The 14,513-nt window shown below is 63.6% G+C and carries 13 protein-coding genes; 8 read left to right on the forward strand and 5 right to left on the reverse strand.

What is annotated here, in order from left to right; translation table 11 throughout:
- The first annotated feature begins 414 nt into the window (after positions 1-414).
- A complete protein-coding gene (locus U8326_RS11350) occupies positions 415-1,920 on the forward strand; it encodes a lipopolysaccharide biosynthesis protein (RefSeq protein ID WP_324740398.1) in 1,506 nt (501 codons plus the stop codon).
- A gap of 1 nt (position 1,921) precedes the next feature.
- On the opposite strand, the gene U8326_RS11355 is transcribed toward U8326_RS11350, so the two are convergent.
- The 3 genes from U8326_RS11355 to U8326_RS11365 form a co-directional block, all read right to left on the reverse strand.
- Positions 1,922-2,740 carry a glycosyltransferase family A protein gene (locus U8326_RS11355; protein WP_324740399.1) on the reverse strand — a complete coding sequence of 273 codons (819 nt, stop codon included), beginning with the start codon at positions 2,738-2,740 and terminating at the stop codon, positions 1,922-1,924.
- A gap of 36 nt (positions 2,741-2,776) precedes the next feature.
- On the reverse strand, positions 2,777-3,739 hold the full coding sequence (locus U8326_RS11360; RefSeq protein ID WP_324740401.1) for a polysaccharide pyruvyl transferase family protein: 963 nt from the start codon (positions 3,737-3,739) through the stop codon (positions 2,777-2,779).
- 88 nt (positions 3,740-3,827) lie between these two features.
- The gene (locus U8326_RS11365; protein ID WP_324740402.1) at positions 3,828-4,910 is read right to left on the reverse strand and encodes a polysaccharide pyruvyl transferase family protein; all 1,083 of its coding nucleotides are present in this window, start codon (positions 4,908-4,910) and stop codon (positions 3,828-3,830) included.
- Positions 4,911-5,330: 420 nt separating this feature from the next.
- Here U8326_RS11365 and U8326_RS11370 point away from each other — a divergent pair, with 420 nt between their 5' ends.
- A complete protein-coding gene (locus U8326_RS11370; RefSeq protein WP_324740403.1) occupies positions 5,331-6,470 on the forward strand; it encodes a glycosyltransferase family 1 protein in 1,140 nt (379 codons plus the stop codon).
- 10 nt (positions 6,471-6,480) lie between these two features.
- On the opposite strand, the gene U8326_RS11375 is transcribed toward U8326_RS11370, so the two are convergent.
- On the reverse strand, positions 6,481-7,701 hold the full coding sequence (locus U8326_RS11375) for an acyltransferase (protein WP_324740405.1): 1,221 nt from the start codon (positions 7,699-7,701) through the stop codon (positions 6,481-6,483).
- Between the two features lie 209 nt (positions 7,702-7,910).
- Here U8326_RS11375 and U8326_RS11380 point away from each other — a divergent pair, with 209 nt between their 5' ends.
- The 5 genes from U8326_RS11380 (at position 7,911) to U8326_RS11400 (ending at position 10,855) form a co-directional block, all read left to right on the forward strand.
- Positions 7,911-8,066, forward strand: a complete 156-nt coding sequence (locus U8326_RS11380) for a hypothetical protein (protein WP_324740406.1) — start codon at positions 7,911-7,913, stop codon at positions 8,064-8,066.
- 30 nt (positions 8,067-8,096) lie between these two features.
- Entirely contained in the window at positions 8,097-9,284 is a 1,188-nt protein-coding gene (locus U8326_RS11385; RefSeq protein ID WP_324740407.1) for a cell wall hydrolase, read from the forward strand.
- A gap of 40 nt (positions 9,285-9,324) precedes the next feature.
- Positions 9,325-9,471: a hypothetical protein gene (locus U8326_RS11390; RefSeq protein ID WP_324740408.1), complete on the forward strand. Its 147-nt coding sequence runs from the start codon at positions 9,325-9,327 to the stop codon at positions 9,469-9,471.
- Positions 9,462-10,493 carry a mannose-1-phosphate guanylyltransferase/mannose-6-phosphate isomerase gene (locus U8326_RS11395; RefSeq protein ID WP_324740409.1) on the forward strand — a complete coding sequence of 344 codons (1,032 nt, stop codon included), beginning with the start codon at positions 9,462-9,464 and terminating at the stop codon, positions 10,491-10,493. The genes U8326_RS11390 and U8326_RS11395 overlap by 10 nt, the downstream gene beginning before the upstream one ends.
- 155 nt (positions 10,494-10,648) lie before the next feature.
- A complete protein-coding gene (locus tag U8326_RS11400; protein ID WP_324740411.1) occupies positions 10,649-10,855 on the forward strand; it encodes a hypothetical protein in 207 nt (68 codons plus the stop codon).
- 36 nt (positions 10,856-10,891) lie between these two features.
- On the opposite strand, the gene U8326_RS11405 is transcribed toward U8326_RS11400, so the two are convergent.
- Positions 10,892-11,170, reverse strand: a complete 279-nt coding sequence (locus tag U8326_RS11405; protein WP_324740412.1) for a hypothetical protein — start codon at positions 11,168-11,170, stop codon at positions 10,892-10,894.
- Positions 11,171-11,372: 202 nt separating this feature from the next.
- Here U8326_RS11405 and putA point away from each other — a divergent pair, with 202 nt between their 5' ends.
- Positions 11,373-14,462 carry a bifunctional proline dehydrogenase/L-glutamate gamma-semialdehyde dehydrogenase PutA gene (gene putA / locus U8326_RS11410; RefSeq protein ID WP_324740413.1) on the forward strand — a complete coding sequence of 1,030 codons (3,090 nt, stop codon included), beginning with the start codon at positions 11,373-11,375 and terminating at the stop codon, positions 14,460-14,462.
- Positions 14,463-14,513: the final 51 nt, after the last annotated feature.

The following is a 14,513-nucleotide window of genomic DNA, read 5'->3' on the forward strand; positions in this document are numbered from 1 at the left end:
CGCAGCCGCAAAAAGAATTTGCTGCAACTGCGAAATAATGCAAGGATAAAGCTACAGCGCTTCATTGGGAAACGGCACTTTGGATGATCCCGGAAACCTGCTGGCCCGCTGCGGAAAGACGCGCATAAGACCCTTATATTTATTGGAAAAGTTTGCGCCGGGAGATTGGCCTGGCGGCCGAACTTCCTTGCCCATGGAGACAGGCAAGCCGGCTTGCCCGGCATCCCGCTGGCGTCCAGCCGTATACTTTATGCGACCAACCGCTCCGATCCTTCATGGAGTCGACCGCCCGGCATCGGTATCCCGTCCCAGTGACAGCAAGCCCCTTATCAGCGGAGCCGATTCGTCAGCATTCGAGCGAGTGCGTTACCCATCCCACGGCACGGCCGGGATCATCCCGATAGAGAGCACGATATGACTGGCATGCGCGGTCGTCTCACCAAAGGCGCGGGATGGGTGATCCTGTCCCGCGCGCTCGTCAATCTGATTTCCCTGCTGAGCACGTTCATTCTTGCGCGCATCCTGACGCCGGACGACTTCGGCCTGGTCGCGCTTGCGACGACCCTGCTGATGATCGTCAACGCGCTGACCGACCTCTCGCTCGCCAACGCGCTCATCCAGCACGATGATCCGACCGAGGATCACTTCCATACCGCCTGGACGCTCAATCTGGCGCGCTCGGCCTTGATCGGCGGGCTGGTCGCGGTCGCCGCCTGGCCGCTTGCCTATGTCTACGACGATCCCCGCCTGCAGGGGATCACGCTCGTGCTGGCGCTGAGTGTCTTCCTGACCGGCTTCACCAACCCGAAGATGACGGTTTTCCTGCGCGATCTCCTCTTCGCGCAGGACTTCATGCTGAACGTCTCGCAGAAGATCATCGGATTCGCGGTGTCCGTCGCGATAGCCTTGATCTACCAGAGCTATTGGGCGCTCGTCCTGGGCACCGTGGCCTCGCAGCTGACGATGATCGTCGTATCCTACGTGCTGATCCCCTACCGGCCCTATTTCAGGATAACCTATTATAAAGAGCTGTTTTCCTTCTCTCTCTGGCTCACCTTCGGGCAGATCCTGAACACGATCAACTGGCGGCTGGACTATTTCCTTATCGGCGGCGTCGCCGGGCGAACCGCGCTCGGCTATTATTCGGTTGGCGACAATCTCGCCGGCATCCCCACCCGCGAGGCCAGCGAGCCAGTCACCAAGGTGCTGTTTTCCGGCCTTTCTCTCATAAAGAACGACCCGGAACGCATGCAGGCCGCCTACACGGCGGCGCAGGCACTACTCACATCGGTGGTATTGCCGGTCGGCTTCGGCTTCGCGCTCTGCGCCAAATCGGTCGTGCTGCTGGCCATGGGCGCCAAATGGCTTCCCATCGTGCCGGTGATCCAGGGGCTGGCGGCCATCCTCGCGCTGCAGACCCTCGGCAAGCTCGTGCAACCGCTTGCCATGGCCAAGGGGGTGCCCGACCTGCTGTTCAGGCGCGATCTGCTGAGCTTCTTCATCCGCATACCGCTGGTGGTGGCCGGCCTGCTGCTCGGCGGCCTGCACGGCGTCATCATCGCCCGCATGGCGACCGGCCTGATCGCGATCGGCTTCAATCTTCATCTCGTGCGTAAGCTCATAGGGGTCGGCGTGAAGCGCCAGATCTTCCAGAACGGGCGCGCGCTGTTGAGCATCGCGGTGATGGTCGCGGGCGTCTTCCCGCTACAGGCCGCAACCGAGCACCTTGGAACCGGCAGCTTGATGTTGCTGCTTCAACTCGCCATCATAATGTCGGCGGGGGCCAGCCTCTATATATGCAGCCACTTGCTGCTGTGGCTGGCCGCAGGCCGCCCGCAGGGGCCGGAAACGACCATCCTGCACACGCTCGGCTCGGCGATACAGTCCTTGCGGGCGCGCCGTGGAGAGCCCGCAGCATAATTCACCCGGCAGGATCGGCGGCGCCGAAAAACTCCCCGGCCAGTCCTGCTCCCACATGGCGAAGGCGAAGCAGCGCGCGGACCGAGCGGTCCGGCCTCCGCATGTTGGTCCTGTTCAATATGAGCAGCTTGCCGATGCCCGGCGTGCCGCTGTGGGAGCCGGCGTTGCCCACCCGATAGACGGCGCCGCGAAAGGGCAAGGGCTGCAGCGGAACCCCCTTGCTCTTAAGAATATCCCGGATGCGCCGATGGCTGCCGAGCATGTCCTTGATCCACTCCGTCGACGCGCTTTCGAATGTCGGGGGGATTTCATAGCTGTCTGCCCGGATAATCAGGCTGGAGCCGCACAGGTCGTTGAAATTGTTGACCCCGCAGAAGGTCCGGCTGCCATCGTTCCACAGATACCCCCTGGACACATACCAACCGTTCGCATCCGGGTTGGCGGCCGCATGCGCGACGATGCGGTTGCTGACCAGGTCGTCGTCATCGACCAGCATGAAGAACCGGGTGTCCGGGGCGTCCAGCATGCCCTTCAGCACGCGCCGCCCCTTGTCGAACCGGAAGGCGTCGAGAATCACCTCTTCCGACGCCTTGCCGAGATCATGCAGATCGTTCGGCGGGAACGTCACTCTGGTGATCGAGAATTTGTCCGGCAACGGCGGCAGTTCCGCCATTTCATTGGCCACGATGATGCATCGCCAGTCCGGATGGGTCTGGTTTGCGATCGAGGCCATCGTCTGCCTGAGCTTCGCGGTCAATTGCCCCCAGTCGCGCGCATTGTCCTGATGGCGGACGGGGATGATGAATGTGACAAGCGTCATGGTTGCCCTTCTGGAAATGCAGGCGATGAAGATGGGTCAGGCCGCGGCGCTCTCCACCCGGGATAGCTGCGCCCTGGCCAGGGAAACGGCCTCCTCGACATCGGTCGCCCGCCAGGTGATGCCCGTGCCCTCGGGATAGAAGGTGTCCATCAGCCTGCCGATCTTGCCGTAGCTGTTATCGAGCACGACATGGGGCCGGCCCAGCAGGGTCGAACAGATATGGACGTGCAGCCGGTCGGTGACGATCACCTCGCCCCGCGCGATCTGGCTGATTCCCCGCTCGAACCGTTGATTGGCGGCGGCATCCAGGAAGCGGTATTTGCGGACCGCGCCGGAGGTGAAGCCTGCGCGGATCGCCCCGCCGAGCTTGGCCAGCTTCACCTTGTAGCGGTTCTCGGTGATCCAGTCCTCGCGCGGAATATCCGGGAAGGTCCATTTGCCGATATCGGCCTTTTCCAGATCCTCGCGCAGCATCGCCAGGATCGGGAAGCTGGACGGGCGCGGCGGCAGCGGGCCGATGGCGAAGGCCATATCGGGGCAAAGCGTGATCTCGCAATCGAAGTGCTTCTCGGCGATCTCCCTCGACACCCGATCGCGCACCATCAGCTTGAAGTTCTTGTGGCGCCCGACCACGCGGGCGGATTGGGCCAGCCGCTCCGGCGAGTTGTAATGGATGGACTGCGGGAACTGGATGATCGTCCGGTCCGGAAATGCCTCGATAACCCGTTCCCTGAAGTCCTGGATGCCGTGCCATATATCGCCGAACGATCCCCCCCCATGAATGAAGATGGGGCCTTCGGGCACCGCCTTGCGCAGCTCGCTCTCGGAAAAATCGTGCAGCCGGCAGACATAAGACGGCTCCTTGCCGAAATGCCGCTTGAGCCAGGCCATCTCCCCCAGCCAGATCGCCGAATCGCCGCAATTGCGGATGTCGGGAAAGTCGACGATGGCCAGCGGCTGGTCGGGCTCGACATAACGGCCAAGGCAATCGTTTATCATACTTCCCAATCGGGAAATGAGGGCAGCGGGGGCAATGCTGGTCATCGGAAACCCTTCATCGACGCAGGACCAAAAAATTATCTGGATTTCACCTTGAAAATTTCTCGAATATTGTCCTTTTGAAATATTGTGCATTCTTGCTGACATCACTGATGATCTGCATCATGCGCATTTCTTTTCTCATATTGTATTCCATGTTCAATTTATCGTTCGCAAAATCTTTCTGTATCTCTATCTTCTCTCGCGCTTCCAGATATTCGATCAGCGCATCGCCGTCGGATATATCAGTTCCGTCGGCCGCCAGCGCTTTCATCAGAGGATAGATCCGGCAGCCCCATGGCGCCGCCAGCAGCATGTCGGCGGCTTTGGGCTTGGCTATGAGGGAGGCGTTCTCCCGATACAGTTCGATCCCTTGCCGGAGATTCCTCGCGAAAATATCGGGAATTCCGATGGACTGGGAAAAGTCCCGCCATTTCAGCGGGCAATCGATGTGGCCGCTGTCCCAGAAGGCAAAGGGAACGTCATAGGCGCAGGCGATGATCGCGCCGTGCAGCGAATTGGAAAGCACGAAATCGGCTTGGGCGATTTCCGAGATGATCCCGGCGAGGCCCGCTTCCGATGCCTCGATCTCCGGCCTGACCACGCGCCCGCAGCCGGACAAGGCAAGCAATTGCGTATCGTCACTCTCATCGGAAATATGCGGAATGCATATCGTATTGCCGTCACGCAGGTCCGCTCCGGGCTGCGTCGGAATGTTCGGCTTAGGATATATCAGCGGAACCAGCAGGCCCGGATCGCCCAGCACCGTATCGGCGGGCAGGCCGAGCAGATCCCGCGTCACCGGGCCTCTTACTCCATGGAAGCGGCACAAGGCCCTGGCCGTGGGCGAAAGAGGCGTCTCGTTCCTCATGCCGCAGCCCCAGAACGAGATGACCCCCGCCGGAAAGCCGGTCGCCTGCCTCAAGGCGCGCTTGATCCAGCTTTCCTCGATCACGCTGCCAACGAAGTAATAGAGATCCGCCTGAACCCTGGGATAGGACAAGAGATATTTCGCGAACAATTCCGGAAGATAGTCGCCGAAATTCTGGCGATCCGCATATTTCACGAAATAATTCAGCCTCGTGTCCCGCTCGTGAAATCCCTCGCCAACGCTCCGCACCTTCTTGACCATTACGAGACTCCGAGACTCACAGAGCATTCAAGGGAGAAAACTTTACAATGCGGGGACATTTCGGGAGCGGGTGTCGCAGGCTCGCCACGGGGGTCGGGGCAGGCAAGCCTATGGGCCTCCGTCCGCCCCAGCAAGCCGGCGAGGACGAGGCGTGAGAAATGGGAGCCAAGCGGCGCGACGGGGAGTTTGCCGGGGCAGGCGCCATCCCTGACAGGAAAGGGCAGGCCGCGTGGCGGCGGTAAAGCGGCCAGCAAAGATTTCGTCCCGGCCAGGGAACCGTAGATCGACGTCGGAGCGACAGCAGGCTCCATTGCCATCATCCCACCTGCTACCGCTGATAAATTCCTTGGCATGTTGCACTGCAATACGACATTATTGCGGTGCAGTATAGATTCGTATTCCGAAAAGGGACCGATCGCGTTGACCCCCCGAAACGCCGCCCATTCTTTCGCGCAGCAGGACACCCGCCTGGCCGAGCCTGCCGGCAGGAAACCCGATCCATCCAAATGGGATGTCGATTTCTCCCTGGCACTGTTCAACCGCACGGGAAAATATTTCATCGGCCGAGACATTCTCGACGAGAATCTCGATGTCCTCAACAAGATCTATTACTGGAGATTTTCCCGGCACGACACGCCGGCGGCCCTGCCCGCGCGGATTCTGGGGAAGCTGGAATGGCTCGAGCATCGCGCGCGGACCGCGCTCGGCCTGCCGCCCGGGACGGCGCCCGGCACGCGATGCCTGCATCTCGATCCGCTGACCGTCCTGCATCGCAAATTATCATCGGAAGACCTGGTGCTCTGCCACGATCTGGGGCCGATCACGCATCCCAGGCTGTTCGCGCAAGGGGTGAGCGAACAATACGATCTGGCATACCGGCTGATCAGGGAAGCCCGACCCGGCCTGGTGTTCGTCAGCAAGGCCAGCGAACGCGCCTTCGAGGAGCTTTACGGCGCTCCACGGCAGTCCGACGTCATCTATCCGCCGATCAGGACCGGCTCCCTGTCGGCACAGGGCAAGCCATGCGAAGCCGTCAGCGCGCCATTCCTCCTGACGGTCGGAAGCCTGGGCTGGCGCAAGAACCAGGCCAGCGCGATCAGGGCCTTCGAGCGAAGCGGATTGGCGGAGCGGGGATTTTCCTACGTCCTGTGCGGCGAAAGGGAGCCGGGCGCGGAAGAAGTGCTCGATCTGGCGGGAAACACGCCCGGCGTGGTGGTGCTGCCTTACGTCAGCGACGAGAATCTGCGCTGGCTCTATGACAAGGCCGCCGGGTTTGTGCTGGTCAGCCAGCTCGAGGGTTTCGGAATGCCGGTTGCCGAGGCGATGGCGCGCAAGCTCATCCCCATCGTGTCCGAACGGAGCGTTCTGGAGGAAGTGGCCGGCGCGGGCGCGATTACCGTCTCTCCCGACTCGGTCGAGGAAATCGCCGAGGCGATGCTCCTGCTGACCGGGTTGGACGAAACCGAACGGCTGCAGCGCATCGCGCTGTTCGACCGGCAGATCGCCCAATTCTCCGAAGACACATTCCGCCGGAAATGGAGGACGCTGCTGGCGGCGTGAACCGCCGCAATCAGCGATCGGACCCGGCGAGTTTCGCTTCTCCGGAAGCGTTGAAACCCGAGGCTTCGCCGTTCGACGAACGCCAGCGCTTCATGAAGGCCATGGCCGGCTTTTCCAGGAATCGATAGGAAAGCTGGGCGATGGCGAGTGTGAGAGCAAGCGCGAGGACGAATAGCAGAACTCGTTCGGGAATCGAGAAATCCGCGCCATGCCATTTCCCGCCCCGGATGATGAAACCGGCCACGCGAATGCACAGCGAATGATAGATATAGCAGCCATAGGAAATCCGCCCGATCCATTGCAGGATTTTCAACCCGGTGATCGGCTGCACGAATGGGTGACGCGCCACGGTCAAGGCAAGCAGGGCGAGAGACACCAGCGCCAGCGCCGTATAGAGGAAGACCTCACGGCCCTCGCCGTATAATATGCCGGAAACCACGTCGCGGATCACTTCCAGCCCGGCGCGATCCCGCACCAAGATGTTGATCGCCACGAAGGTCGCGACATAGAGCGTGATCGCAAGGCCGCCGATCCGCACGATCGGCCAAAGCATACGGTCCAGAGGGGTGGTGAGCCGGGACAGCGCGAACAGGCAGCCGATCGCGAAACTGTCGAAATGCAGCCCCGGCGCGGAATAGATGAGGTAGGCGACCGCTTCCGGATCGCCCCCGGCCAGCAGTGTCCCCACCAGCAGGCGGCCGAGCGGGGCCAGGATCACGCAGGCCCACAGCACCCGCTTGGTCACCCATAGCGGCGCGAAATACGCCACCAGGCCGTAGAGGAGATAGAACTGCATCTCGGCCGAAATCGTCCAGAGGTGCCCGACCGGCCAAAACCTGAGCTCCCCGTTGCCCGTGGCCATTTCGACATTGTGATAGAAGCCGAACAGCGAGAGGATGGCTTCCCTGGGCTGCGGCACGGCCGCGATGAAGCTGAACGCAAGCCCCGCCAGCAAATAGGCGTAATAGGGCGGAAGAATCCTGCCTATGCGATGCTTCGCGAAGTTTGCCACACCCCGGACAGGAAAATTCGGATCATGCGCCCGGGCGATAGAGAGCGTCACCACATAGCCGGAGATGACGAAGAACAGCCAGACGCCAGCCCATCCGAACGGCAGGAGCTTGCAATGCATCGCCACCACGCCGATCATGGCCAGCGCGCGTAGGCTGTCGATTTCCGGGCAATGCGCCAGAGCCTGGCGGCGTTCAGCAGTCGAAAGGGCGTTGCTCAAAGCCGTTCATCCTTTTCGGGGTCGGCCACGCAGCATCAGGGGCATGGCCAAACGCAAGGAAGCGCCGAATTCAAGATTAAGAATCGCCCTGCAGTGCAGCAGCGACATCCGAAGTAGATAGTGATTTCTTTTGCAATGCAACAGGATTCTTCTGCACGGCACAAAAGCGTCCCATCTCGGGAAACCCGCCGCAGGCCGCAAATATTTATATGAAAAATATCGATAAATCTTCCATCCCGCAAAGCCTGCAGGATAGAGCGCGCCATTCCTGCGGCAAACGCCCTTGGCTTCATGCTGCAATGCAGTATAATCGTGAGTCGTGGCAGGATGCGGGCCATATCGGCCTGCGCGCACTGCAGCATTGAGGTGGACCTTTGTTCGGTACGGCCTTCAAATTGCGGTTGTTAGGCGCCCCGGCGCTGCTTCTCCTGCTTCCCAGTCTCAACCCGCCGCAAACGCTGCCCGGCCATGGCACGGCGAATGCCGTGGATGGCGGAAACTGGCGCGCCGATCCATCCGGCCTTGCCGGCCTGCCCCAGGCCGAACCGCTGATCTTCGCGCCCATCGGCCAGGACAAGGCAAGGCTGATAAATTCTTCCATACCCTTCGCGCCCGGCCTGGGCGCGATCGCCAAACCCTTCGCCTTCAGCGGCAGTATGGAAACCAGGGAGCGCGCGGTCGACTGCCTCGCCAGCGCCATGTGGTATGAGGCGGGCAACGACGCACGCGGCCAGCGCGCGGTGGCGCAGGTCGTGCTGAACCGGGTCCGCCACCCCGCCTTCCCCGCCAGCGTCTGCGGCGTGGTGTTCCAGGGCTCGGAACGGCGAACCGGCTGCCAGTTCACCTTTACCTGCGACGGCGCGATGCAGCGCGTACCATCCGACACCGCCTTCGCCCGCGCCCGATCCGAAGCGCGGGCCATGCTCGAAGGGGCGGTCGACCGGGAAGTGGGACTGGCCACGCATTACCATACCGACTGGGTGCATCCGGTGTGGAGCGCGGCGCTGGACAAGCTGGCCCGGGTCGACACGCATCTGTTCTTCCGCTGGCGCGGCAGCTGGGGCGGCGCGCAGGCCATGCGCCAGTCCTATAGCGGGGAGGAACCCGCGATTCCCGCCCTCGCCGGCCTTTCGCCGTTTCACCGCGGCGAGGCGATGCTGGCAGACGGCGAGCAACCCGCTGCACCGGACGGCACCCCGCCGAACCCCGGCTCGGCTACATTCGCCGCCGCCTTCGCGGTGCCTTCCGCTCCGGCCCCGCTGGCCGCAAGCCCCGGCCAGAAATCCACCTTCCGGCTCGATGTCTCGCTCTCGGCAAGCGCGGGCGCGCCGGCGATGGCCGCGCTGGGCATGTGCGGCGGGCAAGCCTTCTGCAAGGTGCTCGGCTCCGCCCCAGGCGGCGACATCGCCTTTCTCTATGTGCGGGACCGCCGCACCGGCGTGGAACGCACCTTCTGGGACTGCGAGCATTTTCCGCGCAAAAACCCTGCACAATGCCTGGATGCCAGGAACCGCTCCTGGATCGCGTTCGACGGCAATCTGCACAGCGCAAAGCCAGCCCAACCGGGGGTCGCGAGCCTATGATGCCCTGCTGGAAGTCTCGAATGCATTCAGGAGTCCAGCGATGAAGCGATTGCGAAAAGCCGTATTGCCCGTGGCAGGGGCGAGGCCGGAAAAGCCGGAAATCATCGCGTCCCTCGCCACATTCCCGTGCCGCGATACGCCGCATCACGCATTCGTCACCTCGGAGATCGAACAACAATGGGCCTGATTACACCTGTGATCCTCTCCGGCGGCGGCGGCACGCGGCTGTGGCCCTTGTCCACCCCGCAGCGCCCCAAGCAGTTCCTGCCGCTGACCGACGAGCGGACGATGTTCCAGCTCACCGTGCAGCGCACGGCCGGCCGCGACAGCTTCGCCGCGCCGATCATCGTGGCCAATGCCAGCCACGCCAGCCTGATCGACGCGCAGCTTGCCGAAGCGGGCGTGGAGGACGCCCTGATCCTGCTCGAACCCTGCGCGCGCAATACCGCGCCTGCCATCGCCATCGCCGCGCTGGCGGCCCCGGAACCGGAGAGCCTGCTGCTGGTCATGCCCAGCGACCATGCGATCGCGGATCTCGAGGCGTTCGGCCGCGCCATCGCCACGGCCGCGAAGCTGGCGGGCGAAGGCTGGCTGGTGACTTTCGGGATAGACCCGACCGGGCCGGAAACCGGCTATGGCTATATCGCCGCCGCCGAACCGCTCGCCGCGGGCGGACATGCGGTCAGCCGCTTCATCGAAAAGCCAGATCGCGCGGCCGCCCAGGCCATGCTGGATGCAGGCCATCACTATTGGAACGGCGGAATCTTCCTGTTCCGGGCGTCCGCTTTCCTGGATGCGCTGGGCACCCATGCCCCGGCCATGCTGGAAGCCGCCAACATGGCGATGTCCGGCGCGAACCGTATCGGCCAGCATATCCATCCGGAAGCCACGGCCTTCGCCGCCTCCCCATCCGACAGCATCGACTATGCGGTAATGGAGAAGGCGGAAAAGGTCGCGACCGTGCCGGTGGCGATGGGCTGGTCCGATGTCGGCAGTTGGGACGCGCTGCACGAGATCGGACGGCCGGATGAGGCGGGCAATGTCGTGCGCGGAGAATTCCGGCACATCGGCGCCTCGGAGAACCTGATCTGCAGCGACCGCGTCCGCGTTTCCGCGATCGGCGTGGAAGGGTTGATTATCGTCGCGTCAGGAGACGACATCCTGATCGTGCCGCGCGGCCAGAGCCAGAACGTGAAACTTCTCGCATGAAATTCCGGAAACCGATGATGAGACAACACAGGCAAGGCGAGAATGAAAGGGCCGGACAGCAAGGCCCGGCTGGATGGGACAATGCCGGATTTCCGGCATTGGGTTCACATGGGGATGCCCTGGGCGGATCTTGTATTCGTTGAGGAGCAAACCGAATGCGCACTTACAGGTTGATACTGACCGACGACGGCCATGGCGTAAGCCAGAGAATCGAGCTGGAGGCCAGAAGCGCCAAGGAAGCGCTGTCGCTGATATCGCGGGACGTCGCGAACCGGAGCGTGGAACTGCAGGAGGACGGGAAGCTGCTGGCCACCATCATCCGCATCCGCAATGCTTCCTGGGCCATGTTCCGCGAGGCCTGACCGAACGGGGCATCCCCGCAAACCGTTCCGGCCCGCTCAAGCCGCGAAATGATGCACTATGGCCGGGTCCAGCGGCGCCAGAAAGTCGATCGTCTGCCCATTCCGGTCGTCCTTGCCGACGATGGATTCGATAGGGCCGATCGCTCCGATCCAGAGGCGGATCTTCGCTCCGCATTTCAATTCTCTCAGCTGCTCGCGAATACGGCAATAGCGGTTCGAAAGCTCCGATACGATCACAGGGCGATCAGCGCCCGTATCGTTCCGGCACTGGCCATACAGCTCCACCGCGAAGCTGCTATCCAACATGTCCTGCACTTCCCATCTCCGGAATCGGCATCACGCCATGCGCTTGCCGTGATCCCATTTCGTGACATCCAGACTTCAAAATGACCGTCCCGTTCCAGCGATGCGCCCATAAGTCGATACTCCGTTTCCGGTGAACGTCCGCTCGCGCAACGGGCTCGAACTGGGATATGCTGACAGCGGAAGATCTGCCGAAACTGCGCCGGAGCACGCGATGACCGAACCGAATGAATGGGATCTGCTCGATGCGCGGAAGTTCGAGGAAGAGGGGGCGGCGCTGGCCGGGCTGCTGGCGCAGGCTCCCTTGTCAGGCGACGTTCGCGCCATGGTGGAGCGCGATGCCATGCTGCTGGTGGAGCGGACCCGCGCGGCGGCGAAGCGCAGCGGGGTGGTCGAGAGCTTCCTGCAGGAATTTTCGCTGGCCACGCCGGAAGGGCTGGCGCTGATGTGCCTGGCCGAAGCCCTGCTGCGCACACCCGACGAAAGGACGCGCGACCTGCTGATCGCGGAAAAGATCGGCATGGCCGACTGGGCCAGCCATCTCGGCCAGTCGGACAGCCTGTTCGTCAATGCATCGACCTGGGGCCTGATGCTCACCGGCAAGCTGGTGGATGTCGATCAGGCGACCCGGCGGGATATTCCGGGGTTGCTCAAGCGCCTGTCGGCACGGATCGGCGAGCCGATGATCCGGCAAGCGGTGGCGGCGGCCATGCGGATCATGGGCGAGCAGTTCGTGCTGGGCCGCTCGATAGAAAGCGCGCTGGATCGCGCCCGCCGCGAAGGCCTGACCTGTTCCTTCGACATGCTGGGCGAAGGCGCGCGCACGCCCGACGACGCGGCCGATTACGCCGCGCTCTATGCGGACGCCATAGCAGCAGTGGGCGCGGCCTCGGCCGGTTCCGGGCCGAAGGCGGGCCACGGCATCTCGGTCAAGCTGTCCGCCCTCAGCCCACGCTATGAAGCCGCGCAGGAAGCGCGAGTGTGGAACGAGCTGTACCCCCGGCTCAAATCGCTGGCGATCGCAGCCGCCCGGCACGACATCAACCTGACCGTCGATGCCGAGGAAGCCGACCGGCTGGTGCTGTCGCTCAAGCTGATCGACCGGCTGACGCGCGAGCCGGAGCTGGGCGAGTGGAAAGGGCTGGGCCTCGCGGTGCAGGCCTATCAGAAGCGGGGGCTGGCGGTGATCGAAGCGCTGGCCGGGCTGGCGCGGAACACCGGCCGCCGGCTGATGGTGCGGCTGGTCAAGGGCGCCTACTGGGACAGCGAGATCAAGGCCGCGCAACTGGGCGGGATGCCGGACTATCCGGTGTTCACCACCAAACCGGCGACCGACCTGTCCTATCTCGCCTGCGCCCGCGCGCTGATCGCCGCCGGCCCGGCGCTCTATCCGCAATTCGCGACCCATAACGCGCATACGCTGGCCGCGATCCGCCACATGGTGCAGGAGGGCGGGGCCACGGTCGAATACCAACGATTGCACGGGATGGGCGAAGCGCTCCATGCGGCGGCGGCGCAGCTTTATGGCGCGGCGTCCCTGCGCGTTTACGCCCCGGTCGGCGGCCATGAGCAATTGCTGCCCTATCTGGTGCGGCGCCTGCTGGAAAACGGGGCGAACAGCTCGTTCGTCCACGCCTTGCTGGACGAGGATATTCCCGCCGCGCGGATCGTGGCCGATCCGATTGCGCAGGTCGAGGCAGCCCCTGCCCGCCATCCGCGCATTCCCCCGCCCCGCGATCTCTATCGGCCCGACCGGCTCAATTCGGCGGGGCGCGACCTCAGCCAGGCTGCGGTGCGGGAAAAAGCCCACGATGGGGCGCGCAAGGCTGCGACGAACGTTTGGCGCGCCGCCCCGCTGATCGACGGCAAGGCATCGGGCGGCGCCCCTGCTCCGATGGTGAATCCCGCCAACACCACGCAAGCGATCGGGCAGGTGATCGCGGCGGAACCGGCCGACATCGCCCTTGCCGCCACGGCGGCCCGGCGCGAACAGCCCGGATGGGATCGGGCCGGCGGCAAGCGGCGCGCCGAAGTGCTGCGCGCCATGGGCGCAGCGCTGGAGAACAATTCGGACAAGCTATGCGCGCTTCTGACGGTCGAAGCGGGTAAGACCCTAGCCGATGCGACCGGGGAAGTGCGTGAGGCGGTGGATTTCTGCCGCTATTACGCCCAACTGGCCGAACGGCAGTTCGAGCTGGTGAGCCTGCGTGGGCCGGTGGGGGAAACCAACCGCTGGCAGGTTTTCGGGCGCGGCATCTTCGCCTGCATCTCGCCCTGGAACTTCCCGCTCTCGATCTTCACCGGCCAGATCGCGGCGGCGCTGGCGGCGGGCAATGCGGTGATCGCCAAGCCGGCCGAGCAGACTCCGCTGATCGCGGCGGAAGCGGTCCGCCTGTTCCATGCAGCCGGGCTGGAACCGGGTTTGCTGGCCTTGCTGCCCGGCGACGGACTGGGCGCGGCGCTGGTTTCTCATCCGGCCATCAATGGCGTGGCCTTCACCGGCGGCACCGATACGGCCTGGGCAATCAACCGCGCCATTGCCCAGCGGGACGGACCGATCATCCCGTTCATCGCGGAAACGGGCGGCCTGAACGCCATGTTCGTCGATACCACCGCCCTGCGCGAGCAGGTGATCGACGATGTGCTGCTCTCGGCCTTCGGTTCGGCCGGGCAGCGCTGCTCCGCCCTCCGGATGCTGTTCCTGCCGGAAGAAAGCGCGGACGAGATCATTGCCGGACTTGCGGGGGCGCTGTCGACGCGGATCGTGGGCGATTCCGCGTATCCGGAAACCGACATCGGACCGATCATTGATGGCGAGGCGGTTGAGGCCCTCGAAGCCCATGTCGCAAGGCTGGAGCGGGAAGCGCGGATCATCGCCCGGCATCCCGTATCCACGCAGCAGGGACATTTCTTCGGGCCGATTATCGCGGAAGTCGCGGAACCCGATTTCCTCGAGCGCGAAGTGTTCGGCCCGATCCTCCATGTCTGCCGCTACGCCGCGCAGGACCTGCCGGATCATGCGAGGCGGCTGGCAAACCGGGGCTATGGGCTGACGCTCGGCATCCACAGCCGGCTCGATCATTTCGCGCGGGAGATCGAGGCGCTGGTTCCGGCGGGGAACATCTACATCAACCGCTCCATGATCGGCGCGGTGGTGGGGGTGCAGCCCTTCGGCGGCCTCGGCCTCTCCGGCACCGGCCCGAAGGCAGGCGGCCCGCATGCGCTGACCCGCTATTGCAACGAGCGCTCGGTCTCGGTGAACATCATGGCGCAGGGGGGCGATCCCGCGCTGCTTTCGCTCTAGCCGATAACGCCGGAAGATTGCCCGCGCCGCATCCGCGCTATATCGGACAGG

This window comes from Tsuneonella sp. CC-YZS046 (assembly GCF_035581365.1).
Lineage (GTDB): Bacteria > Pseudomonadota > Alphaproteobacteria > Sphingomonadales > Sphingomonadaceae > JAWKXU01.

What these genes read in the sequence shown, in the direction of transcription:
- U8326_RS11350 (WP_324740398.1), top strand. Translation starts at nt 415, where the DNA reads ATGACTGGCATGCGCGGTCGTCTCACCAAAGGCGCGGGATGGGTGATC.
- U8326_RS11355 (WP_324740399.1), bottom strand. Translation starts at nt 2,740, where the DNA reads ATGACGCTTGTCACATTCATCATCCCCGTCCGCCATCAGGACAATGCG.
- U8326_RS11360 (WP_324740401.1), bottom strand. Translation starts at nt 3,739, where the DNA reads ATGATAAACGATTGCCTTGGCCGTTATGTCGAGCCCGACCAGCCGCTG.
- U8326_RS11365 (WP_324740402.1), bottom strand. Translation starts at nt 4,910, where the DNA reads ATGGTCAAGAAGGTGCGGAGCGTTGGCGAGGGATTTCACGAGCGGGAC.
- U8326_RS11380 (WP_324740406.1), top strand. Translation starts at nt 7,911, where the DNA reads ATGAAAAATATCGATAAATCTTCCATCCCGCAAAGCCTGCAGGATAGA.
- U8326_RS11390 (WP_324740408.1), top strand. Translation starts at nt 9,325, where the DNA reads ATGAAGCGATTGCGAAAAGCCGTATTGCCCGTGGCAGGGGCGAGGCCG.
- U8326_RS11395 (WP_324740409.1), top strand. Translation starts at nt 9,462, where the DNA reads ATGGGCCTGATTACACCTGTGATCCTCTCCGGCGGCGGCGGCACGCGG.
- U8326_RS11400 (WP_324740411.1), top strand. Translation starts at nt 10,649, where the DNA reads ATGCGCACTTACAGGTTGATACTGACCGACGACGGCCATGGCGTAAGC.
- putA (WP_324740413.1), top strand. Translation starts at nt 11,373, where the DNA reads ATGACCGAACCGAATGAATGGGATCTGCTCGATGCGCGGAAGTTCGAG.